Here is a 17,123-nt window from a genome sequence, read left to right on the forward strand (position 1 = left end):
TTTCCGGGGACGTACCGGGGACACGGCGCGGAACGATCAATCGGCGGTGGCCACCGCACAGTTGGTACCGCTGGCGACCAGCTCTGACGGCTGTAGGCATGCGAAACGGGCGAGCCCAGGTCGTGAGGTCCTGGGCTCGCCCGTCGGCACTGCGCGGGTACGTCAGGCGGCTGCCGCGGCCGTACCTTCGTCCCCGTCGGTCTCCTCTTCCTCCGCGTCTTCCTGCGCCTTTTCCTCAGTCGTGATGTCCTCCTCGGATCCCTGGAGGATCTTCTTGCGCGCTCGGGGGACGGCGGCGAGGGTGGCCTCGGCGGCTTCCTTCTCAACCTCTTCGAGGACGCTGGTGTAGATGTCGCCGGTCACCTTGATCGAGGAGTGGCCGAGTTTCTTCTGGACGACCTTGATGTGGACGCCGGCCAGGAGGGCGATGGTGGCCGCGCCGTGGCGGAGGTCATGCAGGCGGATCGGGGGCAGGTCGATCTTCTTGTAGAGCCGTTCGAAGCGGTCGGAGAAGAACTGCGGGTGGTAGACGGTGCCGTCCTCGATGGTGAAGACGCGTCCGCTGTCCTCATAGGGCTTGTTCTTCTCCAGGGCCTCGGCGCGCTCGGTTTCCTGGCGGGCCTTCCACCAGCGCAGGAGGTCGAGGGTGTCCTGGTCGAGGGTGATGTCGCGGATCTGGTCGGTCTTCGGGGTGTCCTCGTAGGGTTCGTACGCGACGGCGACGATCTGCTCGGTGATGTGGATTATGCCTTCGTCGAGGTCTACCTCGCCCCAGGACAGGGCGCAGGACTCGCCGCGGCGCAGGCCATGGAAGGCGATGAGGTGCCAGAGGGGGTAGAGCCGGTCGTGGACGACGGAGTCGAGGAACTGGCCGGTGTGTTCGGGGCGCCAGACCATGACGGAGTTGGGCTTGGTGCTGGTCTTGCGCCAGGCGGTGACGCGGGCGGCTGTCCAGACCATCGGCCTGGGCGGGCGGTAGGAGGGGAGGTCGACGTAGGCGGCCCAGTTGTCGGTGATGGTGCGCTGTTTGCGCGCGGATTCCAGTGCCGAGCTGAGGGCGACCTTGATGCGTGTCTGGGTACCGGCCTCGGTGGGTCGACGGGGCTTGGCCAGCGCTTCTTTGAGCTCCCGCTTTGCTTCGTTCCACTTCTCGCGGAGCTCCGGCGGCCTTGGCTTTTCGGCGTCGCGCCACGCTTTGTTGGCCTTGCGCTCGGCGGCGCGGGCCAGTCTGGCGGCGGTCTGGTTGGCGAGACGGGTCTCGTTCTCCGTACGGATCGCCGTGAACATGTCCTCGATGTGCCGGGTGCGCAGGTCGCGGAGCTTGATGTGTCCGAGGTGTGGGATGAAGTACAGCCGCAGGTAGTCCTCGTAGCTGTGGCGGGTGGACCGCTTGAGGCGCTGCTTGCCGTCGAGCCAGCGCCGTAGGTACTGGCCCATGGTCTCGTCGGACAGGACGTCGATGCCGGCCTGCGCGAGGTCCCAGACCTCCTGTGCCTTGTCCTCGGCGTCCCTCTTGGTGGCGAAGCCGCCCTTACGGGCCCTGCGCCGTTTCCCTCCGGGGCCGGGCTCCAACTCGACGTAGTAGTACCAGGATCCGTGGTCGCGTCGCTTGAGTGCGGGGCACTGTGTCCCGAGTTCGCCGATCTTTTGAGTGCCGTCCTTGTTGAGGACGGGTTTTCCCCTGGTGTCTACAAGCGGCCCCGTGCATGTGGTGCATCGCTTGTAGACGGACCCCTTGAACACGTTGCTTCCCCTCCCGTGTCGATCGGTGCCGGTGGCAGCTGAACGTACTCGATCATATGTGGAGACGGTTCAATGTCTCCTTGATAACGTCGGCTTAGATGGACGGCCTCGTCGACTTGGTGTCTGGTTGGCGTGCACCCGGGTTCGTATGCCCTGGATGCGCACACCTGTGTGGTGGCAGTTGATCCGGATGCCCCAGTTTGGGTGACGCGGATTTCGGTGCCCTCGCTGGGAGACTCTAGGCTCGGCCGGGACTGTCCGGGAGGCGCGGGGGCGAGACGGGAGAGCCTGAACATGCATGATCGTCGAGATTCAGCCATGCGCGGTGCGGTACCTGGCGGCGGTGCCGGAATGACGCGGGAGGAAGTACTGGCGCTGCCGGTAGCGATCGATGTGCTGACCGCAGGCAGGGCGTTTGGCCTCGGCCGCAACACGACGTACGAACTGATCAATGCCGGCGAGTTCCCGGTGAAGGTCCACCAGTACGGCAAGGGCAACCGCAGGGTCCTGACCTCCGAGCTGTGGGCGGCACTCGGGGTGGAGCCGGAATAGAGGAGGGCTCGACGGGCGACTGCGTCACCCCCTCGAAGGTTGCCGCAGGGTCGCCCACCCCTCAGAGCAGCCAACCCAACGAAGAGCTCCTAACGGAATGACCTGCCCGGTGTCTCCGTGGTCACGTCAGGGTCGGGCCTATCCTCGGATCCGGCGGCTTTGGTGGTTGCTAGTGTCCGACCGTGACCCTGACGGACCTCAATAACGGCTTTCGTGACGATGATCAGCGGCGGCGCGTCCAGGCAGTCATCCATGATCGGCTTGCAGACGACCGAGAGCCGCAGGAGTGCCGCTACCTCATGCGGTTCTGGTGGCAGCTGAGCATGCCCTACCAAGAAGTGTCGATGGAGCAGCTCAGCCTGAACGTCCGCAAGCCGAAGCTGGACGTTCTCGAAGAGTTGGTCAGCGCCATCAGGACGTCCCATGACGAGGTCGATGCGTGGATTGTCACCACGCAGCAAGCCTTTCCGGTGATTCAAGATCGCGGCTTCAGGGCCGCCTCGGACAGCGACAGCTAACGCAGCGAGCCGAGTTGCCGGTGGGTGATGAGGCAGCAGGCAAGTCTGAGGAACGTCACCTGCGTCCGCGCCGGTCGCCGAGCATGCGCTGTATCTCCCCAAGCAGCGCCGACGGCGTTCCCTGGGGGAACAGGCATTGCGCCTGGCGCCATCCCTGCAGGTGAGTCGACCGATCGCGGCGCGCGCACGCCTACCCTTGAGTACGGGCCTGGGGTGGCTACGCCAACTCTCAGTTGGCAGACTACGAGTCTGCATATCCGGAACTGTTGCGTGGGCGTGCGTACGTGTATGGTCCGCTCGGGCCGCTGAAACCCAATACGCGAGCGCGCCACCTGTCGGGGTGGCAATGGTGGGTTTTGGCATAGCCTGTGTTTGGGGGATACATCGGGGGATATGGGCTGGAGAGGTTATGAGGGCGTACGGCCATGAGACGGATGGCGTGACTGCCATTCCTGACGAGGCCGCCTACTTGGCGGCTGCTGCTAGGCGTCTCCTTGATGAGAAGACGCTCGCGAGCACCGTGGACTGGATGACGGAGCACGCTGGCCCGACGGTGTCGGGTCGCCCATGGTCGACGACGACGCTGCGCCGCAGACTGCGGAATCCAGCGATTGCTGGGCTGAGGGAGAACGCGGACGGCGAGCTGGTGAAGGGTCCGGCTGAACCACTGATCGACCGCGAGACCTTCGATGCGTTGCAGGAGCTGTTCACGCGCAACGAGCGGGGGCAGGGCGACAAGCCGAAGCACGTGCACTACCTGTCGGGCGGCATCGCCACCTGCGGCCTGTGCCGACATCCGCTGGTGTCTCGGTCTACAGCGAACGGCGGACGGGGGTACGTCTGCGAGGCCGAAGGCTGCGGAAAGGTGCGCATCTCCGCTGAGCCGCTGGACGACTATGTCGGCGAGCGGGTTCTCGCGCATCTGCAGGACAAAGCGCGCCTGAAGTGGCTGGTAGCGATCCGGGATCAGTTTACAGCGGAAGCGAAGAAGGCAGCTGTTTTCCTGGAGCAACTGACCGCCCACAAAGCTGAACTGGCCCGGGCGTACGGTACGAAGGACCTGACGCTGGCGGAGTTCAAGGCAGCCAAGGCCGCCCTCGATGGCAAGCGCAAGGAAGCCATGTCGGCGGAGCGCCGAGGCAAAGCCCTCGAGGAGCTGCCGAAGTTGACACCCGAGGGACTCGAGGAGTGGTGGACGGCGACGGCCGGCCGAGGGCAGAAGCGGACGCTGGTCCAACTCGTCGTAGCCGAAGTGCGGGTGGGTCCGGCGACCGTCCGTGGATCACGGCGGTTTGACGAAGCGAGATTCGACATCGATTGGCGGTAGCAGGAACGCCGTGGCTGTCGGCTGATCCAGCTCAGTCGAGTTTGCGCTCATCCGTGGACGCCCACCACTCGCCGAGCGCGAACTGATTGCCGGCTTCGACGTCGAGGGCTCGGTACAGCCGGGTCAGATGATTCGACAGCGTACGCTCGCTGAGCTGGAGTTCCTTGGCGATCTGGCGCAGCTTCTTGCCCGCGCTGATCCCGCGGAGAATCGCCCGACTCGTAGGGGTCGTGACATTCTCCTCCGGCGGCCGTATTCGTCCTCCCATCCAAGGGTCCGCGCGCTGCCATTGGTCCTCATAGAGCTCGCGGAGGTGGGCGATCATGCCGGGATGGGTCACCTTGAATGCGCCGTTGTCGGGCGTCGGCAGTCCGATGTGGTCGGTCATGAAGGCGACGCTGCTGTCCACGATGACGAGTCTGTGGAACCTGCCGGCCATGGTGCGCACCTCTGCGCCGTGCGCCGTTACTGCTGCCGCCCATGCGGTCTCGGGCCCGCGCGATCGCGAACTCTCCGGGTAGATCGTCCGGAGGTGCTTGCCTTCGCTGAGCAGCTGCAGATCGCGTGGGAGGGACAATTCCAGAGTCTGCTTGGGTCTCTCATGTGGATGTGCGGTAAGGACCTCGTCGGTCAAGCCGTCCATGGCCGCTGTGATTGCGGAGTTGGCTTGGTCGATGGAGCTGAGAAACTCGATGCCGCCAGCGGTCTGTGGTGTCTGTGTGCGGGGTAACGCGGCCAGGAATGCTGGAATCTGCGCCATGCGGTCCGCGGCGGTCGCGATGATTTCGCGCTGGCGCTCCATGTGCATACGCTCCACACGGTGGAGATCGCTCTCGACGTAGCGCCCCACCGTGTAGGGATCACGGACGATCAGACCGAGTTCCAGTAGCTCGTCAAGTCCCTGTTCACCTTCCGGGACCAAGTCTCCCATCTGGACACGCTTGCGGACTCTGCGGGCCTCCTCCGAAAGCCGCAGCCACGTACGGCCAGTGGTCGGGTTGTCCGCTTCAGTCATGTTTCGAACCTGCGTCCTTCCGCAATGCGTGAACACGCATCCGCTCTTCGCTTGATCTCACCAAAACGAACATGCAGCCTACACAAATGACTCACGGGGCAAGGTGGCCGCATCGGCGTGGCGTGTCGGGGGACTTGAGGCGCGCCGCGGACTCCAAGAGGAACGGCCATGTCGGTAGTTCCATGCGCACCAGCTGCCCCCTGTTCGCATCCGGCCGCGGGACGCCGGCGGCCGGTCTACAGTCGCCCGGTCTACAGAGGTGGAAACTCGTGAGGAAAATACGTTGGGCCCAAAGTGCTGCAACTGTCCTGCTGCTTGTTGCTGGAGTGGCGGTGACTCCTGCGGTCGTCGCCGGTGGCGCCACGGCAGCGACAGTCCAGAGTGACCCGAACTGGGGCGCGGCGCTCGGGGATCCGAACTGGGGCGCGCTTGAAGACCCGAATTGGGTGGCGGCGCCTGGGGACCCGAACTGGGACATCGCCAAGGGGATCAGCTTGCAGGGCACTCCTGTCGCCCCAGCTGAGTCTCGCTGGGCCTAGACAGATCGCCTGCGGCCGGGCATGCCAGGGAGGCGGCCCGGCCGTGAAGGCCAGCCCCGCTGCGGGGTGAATGAGGCACGGGCAGGAGCGCTCATGCCGTAGCTCAGGGGGAGTTGCAGGTGGACCGGCGTATCTCGCCGAAGGTGGTCGGGAGGATCAGCGAGGCGGAAGAGCACGAGACGGCAGACATTGATCCGTCGAGCGAGGGCGACTGGCTCGCGGGAGAGATCCTCAAGGTCCTGATGGGGGCTGATGTCGAAGTCGAGCCCGAAGGCGCAGGGTCGACATGTGTGGGGGAAGAGTAGGGCCGTCTGTATAAGTCGCATCATGGTGAGCCCCGATTGCCCGGTGTAGGCAATCGGGGCTCACTCTTTGCCGCCTCCTCGCTCCGACCTCATGAGGCCAGGCTCTGGGCTATATAACACTTGACGGTCAAGATCGATTGATAATAGTATTTAGTCATCACCTCACAGGAATCCATCCTGCGAGACAGACAGTGCGAGGAGTCAGCGACATGAACGTCAGCGAGGCGAACATCCAGGTCATCGCGATCCCTCTCGCGGAGATCGAGCCCAACCCGGACCAGCCCCGCAAGTTCTTCGATGGGGCGAAGCTGGAGGAGCTGGCGGCCCAGTTCCGCTCGGTTGGGCAGCTCCAGCCGATCGTGGTCCGCCCGGCTGGCGACAAGTTCCAGATCGTGATGGGAGAGCGTCGCTGGCGGGCGATGCACCTGGTGGAGGACGCCGGCACCATCGAGGCCAAGGTCGTCAGCAGCGTGGACGATGAGCGGGCGTTCGTGATGGGCATCTCTGAGAACATCGGCCGCGCCGACATGACCCTCATGGAGGAGGCGCAGGCTTATGCGGACCTGGTCGGGTTCGGGTACAAGGCGCAGGGCATCGCGGAGATGTTCGGCAAGACCGTCGACTATGTGAACTGGCGGATGGACCTGCTGAACCTCACCACGGACATCGCGGAACTGGTCGCCGCGGGCACGATCAAGGCGGACTTCGCCTGGTACTTGTCCAAGCTCTCGCCGTCGAACCAGAAGGTGGCGGTCACCCGGTACATGAAGGGTGACTTCAAGACCGAGACGGATGCATCCACGTTCGCGCAGGCCCTGCGGATGAAGGAGAACCAGGAGGGCTTCTTCTCCGAGAAGGAACTGTCGGACAAGGAGAAGCAGGAGAAGTCCACGGAGCGCAAGCGAGCCAAGTCCAAGGTGGACCAGGTCGAGCGCGCCACGGTCCTGCTGGAGGAACTGTCGCAGTTGACGCCGACGGATCTGGCGGAGCTGTTTGAGGGCGAGGTCGGCAAGCATCTGGACGCGGTGGACCGGGTCCGGAAGGCCGCGGCGGAGACGGTGAAGAAGCTTCGCAAGGCGAAGGCGATGTCGGAGGCGAAGCAGCTGACTGTGCGCCCCGAACTGGAGGTCGTGCCCGAGGCGGAGGGTGAGGCCGAGGAGGGGCCGAGCGAGGCCGAGCTCGCTGACCTGGAGGCTGAGGCTCCGGCGGGGGATGGGCTTGAGGCGGCGGCCTGATCGGTCGAGTTCCAGTGGCCGGCTGTCCCTTGAGGTGGGCGCCCGGCCACTGGCATTTCGGCGCCTGGGGGTGCGGGTGCAGTGCCCGGTGGGGTGGAAGTGGGGTGAGGGTGGGGTGGAAGTCGAGGCGCGCAGTTCGTGGGTTGCTCGCGCGAGGGGGTGTGGAGACGGCTGCGAGAGCACGCGAGAACTATAAATGTTGCTTGACGATTGATCTAACTGACAATAGAATTTAATTGTCAAGTCTACAGAGGGTCATGACAACGAGCCGAAACCCGACTGCCCGCTGTGCGGCGGCACCGGAGTCGGCGTGAAGGAGGAGCATGTTCGAACTGTTCACGCACAGGTATCAGGGCTTCGAGCCCGCGATGGGTGCCCCGGTGCGCATCACCCTCTCCCCGCCGAGGTGGACGTTGCCGTACGAGCTGGAGCACCAGGTGCGCGAAGCCGCGCCGAGCCGGGAGTACTTTGGGTCGCCGCGGCCGGACTTCGAGAAGGCATACCGGGCGCAACTCGGCACTGTCGGGGTCGACTTCTTCGGGTCGCGGTTCCAGGAGATTGCGGTCGCGGGGCGGGATCTGCGGCTGGTGCTGCTGTGCTTCGAGGACTTGGCGAAGCCGGGGGAGTGGTGTCACCGGCGGATGTTCGCCACATGGTGGCGGGAGCAGACCGGGGCGCAGGTGCGGGAGCTGGGCCCGTTGGGGCCGGCGTATGAGCAAGGGACGTTGCTGTGAGCGAAGCCGTGGGGCCCAACTGGGTGCAGATGAAGCGTGAGGACTTTGAGGCGGGACCGCCTCCGAGGCCGACGCCGCCGGGGCAGATGGAGCTGTTCGAGCCCGGGCCGACGAAGGTCAAAGTGAAGCGCAGGGCCGTTGAGTCGGACCCGGTCGGCACGATGGACCTGCTGGAAGCCCTGGGCTCAGGCGAATAGCCGAATCTGCCCTCGTCTGTGGTGTGTTGGATATGTAGCGGGTGCGATCTTGCACCCGCTACATGTGTGGAGACGGTTAAGTGTCTGATAGCGTTCGATTGTTGGCGGGTTGATCCTCCCGATCAGTTCCCGTCGCGCGCCGGTAGTGCACCAGGCAGCACACCCCGCCCCCGGCGGGGAAGAGCCCGTTCGAGTCGGGTCCGGCGCTCGAGGATGCGTCCACACAGGCATGTGGTGTGGAGCCGACCAGCCAAGGAACCAAAACCCTCCAGGCGTCCCCCGCGCCTCCTGGTTCCCCGGCAGTCCGGCACGGCAGGACCAGCCCCCTGCCCCTCCGGACCCGCATCCCACCTGTTCGAAAGCGGTCAGCGAACAACGAACTACGAACGAACCAACTCGCTTGGGGAGGACCGGTGTTCCACGGCTCAATCCCCGCAGACCTCCGCGCGATCATCCACGAGCACACCGCCACCTGGGCCGGGCAGGCCGAAGACATCTACGTCGGCTGCTCTGGCAACTTCACCATCGAGCGTGTGCTGCACAACTCCGGGTTCCGGCTGCACGGCTGCGACGTGCAGCTGTACTCCTCGGCCATCGGCTGGTACCTGGCTGGGGAGGAACTCCCGATCACGATCCGGCCCGAATCCGTGGATGAACTCGACTGGCTCGCCCCTTACATGGACGGCCGTGCTGGCACGCTCGCCGTGGTGCTGCTCGGCTCTCGCTTCTTCCAGTGGCTCGGCCGCGACGACCACCCCTACTACGGGCGAATGCTCACCGCGTACCGCGCCCAATTCCCTCAGCTGCACGCGAAGTCCGTCGCGAAGATCGAAGCGCTGCCGCTCAGGCTCGGGTCGTACGCGGCGATGGACGTCAACCAGTGGCTCGCCGAACAAGTGCCGGCGGATGCGCCGGTGGTGGCCTTCCCGCCGTTCTTCGCCGGGGATTACGAGTCGCAGTTCGCCGCCCTGGACAAGCACCTGGACTGGCCCGCGCCGGAGTATCCAACGCTGGACGACGCGGCGAAGCAGACGCTGATCGAGCGCATCACCGACCGGCCGCACTGGGTGCTGGGCCTGCACTTCGACGTCGACGAGCTCGCCGAGCATCTGCGCGGGCAAGTGCAGACCGCCAACCGTGGCGTGCCGATCAATGTCTACTCATCGGTGCCACGCTCGCGGATCGTACGGCCAAACCAGCGCCTGGAGCCGGTGAAGGCCCCGCGGCTGACACCCGGGCGGCAGCTCGGCGAGACACTCACGCTCGCGCCGCTGACCATGGGGCAGTTCGCGACGCTCCGCTCGCAGTACATGAACCACAACATCCGGCCCGGCACCCCGACCATGGCGCTCGCAGTCCTGGTGGACGGGGTGGCGGTCGGCGCATTCGCGTACTCCACGCCGAAGTACGACCCGCACAACGTCTACCTGCTCTCCGACTTCCCGGTCGCCCCGACTTCGTACGGACGCCTGGCGAAGCTCGTGCTGTACGCGGCGCTGTCGACGGAGGCGCAGTTCCTCGTGCAGCGCGCCATGAACACCCGGCTCACCCACCTGAACACCACGGCGTTCACACAGCGGCCGGTGTCGATGAAGTACCGCGGGCTACTGCGCCTGAACTCACGCAAGGACTCCGCCGACCCCGCGTACCGCTACCAGCTCGACTACGGCTCACAGCTCGGCCGTTGGTCGCTCGCCGAGGGATTCGCGCAGTGGCGGAGCAAGCACGGACGAGCGGAATGACTGAAGGAGGAGAAGGGCCTGTGACGCAGCCCATCAAGCCCCGCATGGTCGAGGGTGATCCGCGCGAACTGACGCTGCTGGACGTGAACGCGCGCTTCATGCGGCACGAACAGTTCCAGCGCCTGGTCGAGAACATTCGCCAGGACGGTGCGCTGACCTCCACGCCACTGGTGTGGAACGACGCCGAGAACAGCCGTCGGATCGTGCTGTCCGGCAATCACCGCACCAAGGCCGCCATCGAGGCCCGCGTCGAGCGGATCTGGTGGATGGAGATCACCGAACCGCTGCCGAGGCAACGGCAGATCGCGCTGCAGCTCTCCCACAACGCCATCACCGGCGAGGACGACCCAGCGACGCTCAAGGCGTTGTACGAGGAGCTGGAAGACGTCTCCATGCGCCTGTACTCGGGGCTGGACGACAAGACCCTGGAGCTCCTCGAAGAGGTCACGGTGCCAAGCCTCGCCGAGGCCAACCTGGACTTCGCCACCGTGCAGATCGTCTTCCTGCCGGACGAGAAGGAGACGGCAGAGAAGGCCCTTGAGTCCGCGCGCAAGGCAGCCTCGCCCGACGCCCGGTGGCTGGCCCGCATCGACCAGTACGAGCGTGTGCTGGACGCACTCGACACCACGAAGGGCGCGCACAACATCGGCAACGTCGCCGCAGCGTTCGCCATCATCCTCACCATCGTCGAGCGGCACCTCGGTGAACTCGCCGAGGGCTGGTACGACCCGGACGAGCAGGCCCCCCGCCGCAAGGGAACCGCGCCGATCGAGACGCTGCTCGGCACCCGCACCATGCCGGCCGACGCGGCGGCCGTCGTACAGCGGGCCATCGACCGGATGGAGAAGGAAGCAGAGATCGGGGCCGGGCAGCGGTGGCGGGCACTGGAGCTATGGGCGGCCAACTACCTGGCAGGTGCTGCGTGACCACTGCCCGCACTCCCGACGAGATCTTGTACCGCAAGCTGCTCGCCGAGCGGTACGGGCCGCTGGACAGGTTGGAAGCCGAACGCTTCCCCGCGGCCGCCGACTCGGTGGAGCGCGGGTTGGGCGCGAGCGAGGAGCAGTGGCGCCGCCAAGTCCGCGAGATCGCCACCCGCTACGGCTGGACGCTGCAGTACCACACCGTGGACTCGCGACGCTCCGACCCGGGCTGGCCCGACGAGGTGCTCGGCCACCCCGCCCAACGCCGCACGCTCTTCGTCGAGTTCAAGACCGACACCGGACGCATCCGCCCAGCCCAGCGCATCTGGCTCGCGCACCTGGCGGACAGCGGCCTGGAGGTCGCGCTGTGGCGGCCCCGTGATCTGCCCACCGTGCTGCAGGTCCTCGGCCCGGGCCGCCATCGCGCCGTACTGCCGACCGACTTCAGGAGGCCCGCCGCGTGAACAGCCCGTACGCCACCGAACTCAACCAGCTCCACGCCGAGCTGGACCACTTGGTCACCGTCCACCGCACCGCCGCGAGTCTGGCCCGCACCCTGGCCGAGCACCTGGCCGACGAACCGTTCCGCCTGGCCGACCGGCTCGCCCGCCTCCTCGACGGCGAGCTGGAGCCCGACGCCGTACGTGAAGGGAACGCGCAGTGAACCTCGCGAAGGATTCCTCATCGTGGGAGCGCACGGTCTCCGTCACCCCGCTGCCCGACTCCGTACGCCGCAAGGCCGCCCTCCAGGCCGCTGCCCGCGCCACAGGACGGGATGAATGCCGTGATCTGCTGGAACACCTGGGGTTGCGCGATCCAGCCCTGCGCAGAATGACGGCATGACCGACATCGTGGAAGCCCAATGGCAGAAGCTCCTGACGACAGCGGGCGAGCCAGAACTGCCCGTGGGCGCCGCGCCGCTCGAACCGTTCTTGGCCCTGGTCCGCGCGGGGTACCAGGAGCCGCAGCTACGGCAGCTGTACCCCTGGACCAGCCACTGGTGTTTGGGCTTCAGCCGTTGCACAGGCTTCCGTTGGACCATGGACATCCCGCTGGTCTATGGGCGCAGCGTCGGCGGCTACCGGGTCGAGGAACCGAAAGCGGGCCCGTACGACACGGAGTGGATCGGTGACGCGAGCACCGCGCAGGAGGCGGTGGCCATGGTGGTTGAGCGACTGCCTCCGGGCTGCGGCCCGGCCTTCATCGGTACCCCCGAGGAACTCGCTGCGTACGAGAGGGAACGAGACACCAGGTAGGAGCGCGGCGATCGCATGGCGGACAGCGCCGAGGCATGGGAGCGGCAGCCGGGCGAATCGGCCGCCGCGTGGGAGGCGTTTGCCTGCTACCGCGACCTCGGCCTGTCTCGCAGCATCAGCAAGGTCGCCGATACTCTCCGCAAGGCCCGAACCCTGGTTGAGCGTTGGTCGACCAACCATCAATGGGTTATCCGCGCCGAGGCGTGGGATCGCGAACAAGACCGCCTCTGGAGGGCCGAGCGTCAGCAGGCATCTCGCGAGGTCGCTCGCCGTCACGCTCGGCTCGCCTCCGCCGCCCAGTCGAAGATCATCGCTCAGTTGCAGCAGCTCGACCCGTCCCGTCTCAGCCCTGGTGATGTGATCCGCTGGCTGGAGGTCACCATCCGGCTTGAGCGGCAGGCGTATGGGATGGACCTCGCCCAAGCCGTCCCCACGAACGGCAGTCCGGACATCCCCGATGTCAGCGGGCTGAGTGACGAGGAGCGCCGTGCCCGCATGGAGCAGCTGCGCCGCGAGCTCGAGTCCCGGATCGGCACGCTCGGCGGTGAGCCGCAGTGACTGATACTCGAACCGGATTCCCGGATCCGGCTGGCATCTCCGATGCCCAGTTGCACGCCGAGATCACGGCCCTGATCGAAGCCGACGCCCGCTCCGCCCGCCGCTGGTCCTGTGACCGGCCCAGCTGCGACGGCCTGCCCCACGAAGGCTGGCTCCACCATCACGCGCGTGCCGCGCAGCGTGTCCCCGACGGGACGTGGGCGGCATGGATGCTGCTCACAGGCCGAGGATGGGGCAAAACCCGCACAGCATCACAAACTGTCCATGAGTGGGCCACCACGCCCGGCACGATGATCGCCGTCGTCGCCAAGAACGCCACTCTGGTCAAGGAGATCTGCTTCGAGTCCCCCAAGTCGGGCCTGCTGTCCGTCATCCCGCCCGAGGCCATCCGCCGCTACAGCCCTGGCAACGGCCTGACCATCCTCCGCCTGAAGAACGGCTCCGCGATCTACGGCTTCGGCGCCGAGACCCCCGACAACCTCCGCGGCTTCGCTTTCGACAAAGGCTGGCTCGACGAGTACGCCGCCTGGAACCGGCACACCGCCCAGTCCGTGTACGACATGCTCTGGTTCTGCCTGCGTGAAGCCCCCGCCCCACAGGTCGTCATCTCCACCACCCCCAAACCCCTCCCACACATCAAGCGCCTCGTTGAGCGCGGCCGCGCCGTGGCCGGCCGCCGTAGCGTCGTCCTGACCACCGGCCGCACTGAGGACAACCGGGCCAACCTCTCCGACGCCGCCCTCGCCGAACTCGACGCCGAATACGGTGGCACCCGCCTCGGCAGCCAGGAACTCGACGGCGTCCTCCTCGAAGACGTCGAAGGCGCCCTGTGGAAGCAGTGGATGCTCGAGGTCGAGGGCTTCCGCGTCGCCCGCCACGCGATCCCGCCCCTTGAGCGCCTTGTCGTAGCCGTCGACCCGGCCGTCACGACGACCGACAGTGCCGACTTCACCGCCTTCACGGTGGCCGGCCGCTCCTACCCGCTGGAGCAGATGTACGGTGACCGCCGCCCCCGGGGCTACGTCCTCCACGCCGAACAGGGCCGCTACACACCCACTGCGGCGATGCGCCGAGCCGCCGCTCTTTACCACGAGCACCAGGCCGACTGTGTGGTCATCGAGGCCAACAACGGTGGCGACTACCTACCTGCCCTCCTCACGGAGGTCGACCCAACGGTCCAGTGGCGCATCGTCCACGCCACGCGCAACAAGCGCGCCCGCGCCGCCCCGGTCGCAATGCTCTATGAGCAGTCCCGTATCACTCACGCCGGCTCGGCCCGCAGCTTTGCGGCGCTGGAGGAACAGATGACGACGTACGTCGGATCCTCCGAGCAGGAGGAGAAGTCGCCGGACCTCCTCGACTCCTGCGTCTGGGCACTCACGGACCTCTTCCTCGACGCCGGAGTGGCCGGCGCACCTTCAACGCCGACGGATGGCCGGCTTGCTGGTAGACGGTGATGGTGTCGCTCAAGAGCCGTATCCAGAAGTGAAGTTGACGAGCACACGCGGCATTGTCAGTGGCCCCTGGCAGGATGAGACGTGTGACGCGGGACTACGAATCTGTTGCTGACCGAGCCGTCCAAATCCTCAACAAGCATCACCGTGGGTTGGTGCCTCTCGACGACCTCGCGAAGGATCTCCTCGTCGGGGCGGAAGGGGACTCGTCTGCGCCGACGTCCCCGGAAGAACTGGCGCAAGAACTACTCCAGGACGATGCCCGACGCACTGAGATGGGTTATCGCCAACGCTTCATGATCACCGGTGGAGCGGTACGGCTACGAGCTGAAGGCAACAAGGTCGAATTGGGCGTTGAGCGCTGGAACGCCCAGGTGAAGGCTGACCTGTTGGCCCAACTGAAGGCAGTACATCCACGGACCTTCGAGAACATCGTGGGCAGGCTGCTGGCAGCGATGGGGTACGAGGAGGTTCGAGTCTCTCAGTACTCGAACGATGCTGGGGTGGACATCGAGGCTGTCTTCGCGTCCGGTGGCATCGCCAGGACCCCAATCGCCGTCCAGGTTAAACGCTACGACAAGCGGAAGACGGTAGGGAGGCCGGAGGTGCAGAGCCTCCGGGGCGCTGCGGTTCGGCATCCCATGGGATTGATCGTGACTACGGCCAGATTCTCACGGTACGCCCGGGTGGAGGCAGCTCGTGCTGAAGAGAAGCCGATCTACCTGATTGACGGCGACCATCTCGTGGACTTGATGACGAAGCACGGCGTCGGCATCAATTCATCCCCACTTGTCCTTCTATCGGTGGATGAGCAGGGTCTGGCAAGCCCTGAGTCTGATGCCGTTGAGGAACTGGCCGCGACGGCTGGCGAGGTGCGGTCCGGGAGTGCGGACTACATCCTCGAGAAGCTGCCAGGCGGACGGAGCGCGAACTACTTCGAAACCGTCGTTGCCATGGCGCGGCTCGCGCTGGGGCAACCGCCGTTGGTCGAGTACGTTGCGGCGTTTCAGCGAAGGTTCCCTTCTATCGGCCGCGCGGATGTTGCTCGACGCAGGATGCGCATCCTGCTCTCCTTGGGACTTGCCGAGATCGAGAGCGATCGAGTGGTGCTGACCTCGCTCGGAGAGGACGTCACCAGGACGGCAGATCCCCAGCTGCTCAGCACTGCCTTCCTGTCTCGAATTGCCGGAGCCAGCGAGATCAGGAATCTAGCGCGAGGCGCATCCGACATGACCGACTTGCGTAGGGAGCTTGGCGAGAATCCGCCACTCGGGCTGAGTCCGACGCAGGCATTGAGAGTGCTCAGGTGGCTCGATCAACTTCAGCTTCTATGAGCTCCCTTGGGAGCAGGGCACGCGTCGAGGATTAGGCTGCGCCGACCCATCAGCCTTCCGACCAGACGGGAGTGGCCTGTGCGGCCCTGGCGCAACTTGATCATCGATACGTGGGGTGCGCTGGCGTTCAAGCCGGCGTTCCAACGCGCCTCCGAGAATCACGGCCTCGGGCTGCCTGGACAGGCAGGTGCGGGGTGGGTGCCGGAGACAGACCGGCGCCGCCTCGCCGCGTATACGGTGCTCGCCGCGTACGACACGAACCAGGCGGCCGTGTTGCTCGGAGAGGATGGAGCGGACCGGCGTGAGTATGGAGACCCGGCGCTCATCGTTGACCAGACGCTGACCCACCTGCTGGGGGAAACACAGAAGGTGGTCGTACATGGGTCCGAGGACGACGAGACCGCCCGTGAGCGCGAGGCCGTGCTGAGGGAGTGGGCTGACGCCGAGCACCTGTGGATGCGCATGCAGCACGCGGAGCGCAGAGCGGTTCTGCTCGGCGACACCGTGTACCTGCTCGCCTGGTCGCGTACGAAGGGCCGACCCGCACTGAAAACGATCGACCCCGGCTTCTACTTCCCGGCCCTCCAAGACGGAGCGATCGACGCGGAGGAGTACCCGGAGCGCGTCCACCTGGCCTGGGAGACACCCGCCGACCCCGCGACCGGCCGGAAAGGCACCCTCCGACGGGTGACGTACGAGCTCAGCCCGATCAGTGAGGATGGCACCGGGACGCGCACGTACCCATGGTCCACGCGACCGAGCTCGGTCACCTGCTACCTCACCGATGCGGAGTGGGATCTGGATCAGATCGATCGGTCCGGTGACATCGATGCGCTGTCGTTGTCCCGCGCGCGGTTCCGCACCAACGCCGATGGCGAGATCCTTCACCGCCTTGATCTGCAGCTGGACTTCATCCCGATCGTCCATGTGCCGAACACGATCAACGGCGCGGAGCACTTCGGCCAGTCGAGCTTGCTGTCTTCCGCCCAGCTCCTCGACGACCTGGCCGCGGCTGATACCGACAGTCAGCGAGCCTCGGCCACCACGGGCTCGCCGATCATCGGCCTGTCTGGCGCCCGGCTTCCCGTGGACCGGAAGACCGGCCAGCCGCTGCCCGTACAGGTGGAGCCCGGAATGGTTTGGCCACTTGGCGACAGCGGCCAGCTCACCACTGTCGACACCTCCACGCAGCTCGCCGAGCTCCGCGCGTACGTCGAAGCCCTCCGCGACCGCCTGTCGGTGGTAACCCGCCTACCAGGCAGCGTGCTCGGCACCGTCGACCCTTCCCAGGTCCCCTCGGGGTACGCGATGGAGATCAGCTTCGGACCGCTGGACGCGATGGTTCGCGCTATGCGGCTGGCCCGCGCTGCCAAGTACCCACTGCTACTGAAAATGGTGCTGCGCCTCTACCAGCTCGGCGGCGTGCTGCCGGCAGGTGAGCAGCCGCGCGCGACGATCGATTTCGGCTCCTACCTGCCCACCGATCAGTCCAGTGTGCTGGACCTCGTGACCAGGGGCGTTGCTGCCGGGGTGCTGTCTTTGGAGACGGGCGTGCGGATGCTGGTGAGTGCCGGATTCCCCATCGATGACGCCGCGATGGAAATGGAACGGCTGCGGGCGGTCCCCGCGGTGCAGGATGCCGCACATGCCCAGGCGGCCTAGCATCCAGCGGGTCTTATAAATTTCGCCCC

Annotated in this window: 19 protein-coding genes; 17 read left to right on the forward strand and 2 right to left on the reverse strand. The window is 66.0% G+C overall.

Going from position 1 to position 17,123, the window contains the following annotated elements; all coding sequences use genetic code 11:
- Positions 1 to 162 precede the first annotated feature (162 nt).
- Complete coding sequence (locus ACQEVG_RS21090; RefSeq protein WP_432986244.1) at positions 163 to 1,743, reverse strand: tyrosine-type recombinase/integrase; 1,581 nt, start codon at positions 1,741 to 1,743, stop codon at positions 163 to 165.
- A gap of 351 nt (positions 1,744 to 2,094) precedes the next feature.
- Here ACQEVG_RS21090 and ACQEVG_RS21095 point away from each other — a divergent pair, with 351 nt between their 5' ends.
- From ACQEVG_RS21095 to ACQEVG_RS21105, 3 genes are all read left to right on the forward strand, one after another.
- Positions 2,095 to 2,295, forward strand: coding sequence for a DNA-binding protein (locus ACQEVG_RS21095; protein ID WP_432986246.1), 201 nt, complete (start codon positions 2,095 to 2,097; stop codon positions 2,293 to 2,295).
- Between the two features lie 182 nt (positions 2,296 to 2,477).
- Positions 2,478 to 2,813: a hypothetical protein gene (locus ACQEVG_RS21100; protein WP_432986248.1), complete on the forward strand. Its 336-nt coding sequence runs from the start codon at positions 2,478 to 2,480 to the stop codon at positions 2,811 to 2,813.
- 439 nt (positions 2,814 to 3,252) lie between these two features.
- Positions 3,253 to 4,140 carry a recombinase family protein gene (locus ACQEVG_RS21105; RefSeq protein WP_432986250.1) on the forward strand — a complete coding sequence of 296 codons (888 nt, stop codon included), beginning with the start codon at positions 3,253 to 3,255 and terminating at the stop codon, positions 4,138 to 4,140.
- 31 nt (positions 4,141 to 4,171) lie between these two features.
- On the opposite strand, the gene ACQEVG_RS21110 is transcribed toward ACQEVG_RS21105, so the two are convergent.
- Positions 4,172 to 5,155: a LuxR C-terminal-related transcriptional regulator gene (locus tag ACQEVG_RS21110; protein WP_432986252.1), complete on the reverse strand. Its 984-nt coding sequence runs from the start codon at positions 5,153 to 5,155 to the stop codon at positions 4,172 to 4,174.
- 658 nt (positions 5,156 to 5,813) lie between these two features.
- On the opposite strand from ACQEVG_RS21110, the gene ACQEVG_RS21115 reads away from it, so the two are divergent.
- The 14 genes from ACQEVG_RS21115 to ACQEVG_RS21180 all read left to right on the forward strand — a co-directional run bounded on the left by ACQEVG_RS21115 (position 5,814) and on the right by ACQEVG_RS21180 (position 17,094).
- Positions 5,814 to 5,999 (forward strand): hypothetical protein, encoded by a 186-nt coding sequence (locus tag ACQEVG_RS21115; RefSeq protein WP_432986254.1) that lies wholly within the window; start codon positions 5,814 to 5,816, stop codon positions 5,997 to 5,999.
- A 209-nt stretch (positions 6,000 to 6,208) separates the two neighbouring features.
- A complete protein-coding gene (locus tag ACQEVG_RS21120) occupies positions 6,209 to 7,234 on the forward strand; it encodes a ParB/RepB/Spo0J family partition protein (RefSeq protein ID WP_432986256.1) in 1,026 nt (341 codons plus the stop codon).
- A 323-nt stretch (positions 7,235 to 7,557) separates the two neighbouring features.
- Positions 7,558 to 7,968, forward strand: a complete 411-nt coding sequence (locus ACQEVG_RS21125; protein WP_432986258.1) for a hypothetical protein — start codon at positions 7,558 to 7,560, stop codon at positions 7,966 to 7,968.
- Positions 7,965 to 8,165 carry a hypothetical protein gene (locus ACQEVG_RS21130; RefSeq protein WP_432986260.1) on the forward strand — a complete coding sequence of 67 codons (201 nt, stop codon included), beginning with the start codon at positions 7,965 to 7,967 and terminating at the stop codon, positions 8,163 to 8,165. The genes ACQEVG_RS21125 and ACQEVG_RS21130 overlap by 4 nt, the downstream gene beginning before the upstream one ends.
- 413 nt (positions 8,166 to 8,578) lie before the next feature.
- On the forward strand, positions 8,579 to 9,907 hold the full coding sequence (locus ACQEVG_RS21135) for a hypothetical protein (RefSeq protein WP_432986262.1): 1,329 nt from the start codon (positions 8,579 to 8,581) through the stop codon (positions 9,905 to 9,907).
- Between the two features lie 20 nt (positions 9,908 to 9,927).
- Positions 9,928 to 10,833 (forward strand): ParB/Srx family N-terminal domain-containing protein, encoded by a 906-nt coding sequence (locus ACQEVG_RS21140; RefSeq protein WP_432986264.1) that lies wholly within the window; start codon positions 9,928 to 9,930, stop codon positions 10,831 to 10,833.
- Positions 10,830 to 11,294 (forward strand): VRR-NUC domain-containing protein, encoded by a 465-nt coding sequence (locus ACQEVG_RS21145; RefSeq protein WP_432986266.1) that lies wholly within the window; start codon positions 10,830 to 10,832, stop codon positions 11,292 to 11,294. The genes ACQEVG_RS21140 and ACQEVG_RS21145 overlap by 4 nt, the downstream gene beginning before the upstream one ends.
- Positions 11,291 to 11,494 carry a hypothetical protein gene (locus ACQEVG_RS21150; RefSeq protein ID WP_432986268.1) on the forward strand — a complete coding sequence of 68 codons (204 nt, stop codon included), beginning with the start codon at positions 11,291 to 11,293 and terminating at the stop codon, positions 11,492 to 11,494. Before ACQEVG_RS21145 ends, ACQEVG_RS21150 begins: the two co-directional genes overlap by 4 nt.
- Positions 11,491 to 11,673, forward strand: a complete 183-nt coding sequence (locus ACQEVG_RS21155) for a hypothetical protein (protein ID WP_432986270.1) — start codon at positions 11,491 to 11,493, stop codon at positions 11,671 to 11,673. Before ACQEVG_RS21150 ends, ACQEVG_RS21155 begins: the two co-directional genes overlap by 4 nt.
- On the forward strand, positions 11,670 to 12,086 hold the full coding sequence (locus ACQEVG_RS21160; RefSeq protein ID WP_432986272.1) for a DUF6193 family natural product biosynthesis protein: 417 nt from the start codon (positions 11,670 to 11,672) through the stop codon (positions 12,084 to 12,086). The genes ACQEVG_RS21155 and ACQEVG_RS21160 overlap by 4 nt, the downstream gene beginning before the upstream one ends.
- Before the next feature lie 15 nt (positions 12,087 to 12,101).
- Positions 12,102 to 12,644 carry a hypothetical protein gene (locus ACQEVG_RS21165; protein ID WP_432986274.1) on the forward strand — a complete coding sequence of 181 codons (543 nt, stop codon included), beginning with the start codon at positions 12,102 to 12,104 and terminating at the stop codon, positions 12,642 to 12,644.
- Positions 12,641 to 14,101 (forward strand): terminase large subunit domain-containing protein, encoded by a 1,461-nt coding sequence (locus ACQEVG_RS21170; RefSeq protein WP_432986276.1) that lies wholly within the window; start codon positions 12,641 to 12,643, stop codon positions 14,099 to 14,101. Before ACQEVG_RS21165 ends, ACQEVG_RS21170 begins: the two co-directional genes overlap by 4 nt.
- Positions 14,102 to 14,184: 83 nt before the next feature.
- Positions 14,185 to 15,432 carry a restriction endonuclease gene (locus ACQEVG_RS21175; RefSeq protein WP_432986278.1) on the forward strand — a complete coding sequence of 416 codons (1,248 nt, stop codon included), beginning with the start codon at positions 14,185 to 14,187 and terminating at the stop codon, positions 15,430 to 15,432.
- A gap of 198 nt (positions 15,433 to 15,630) precedes the next feature.
- Entirely contained in the window at positions 15,631 to 17,094 is a 1,464-nt protein-coding gene (locus ACQEVG_RS21180; protein ID WP_432986280.1) for a hypothetical protein, read from the forward strand.
- Positions 17,095 to 17,123 lie beyond the last annotated feature (29 nt).

The sequence above is a fragment of the Streptomyces sp. CA-135486 genome, from assembly GCF_050936555.1.
Taxonomy (GTDB): domain Bacteria; phylum Actinomycetota; class Actinomycetes; order Streptomycetales; family Streptomycetaceae; genus Streptomyces.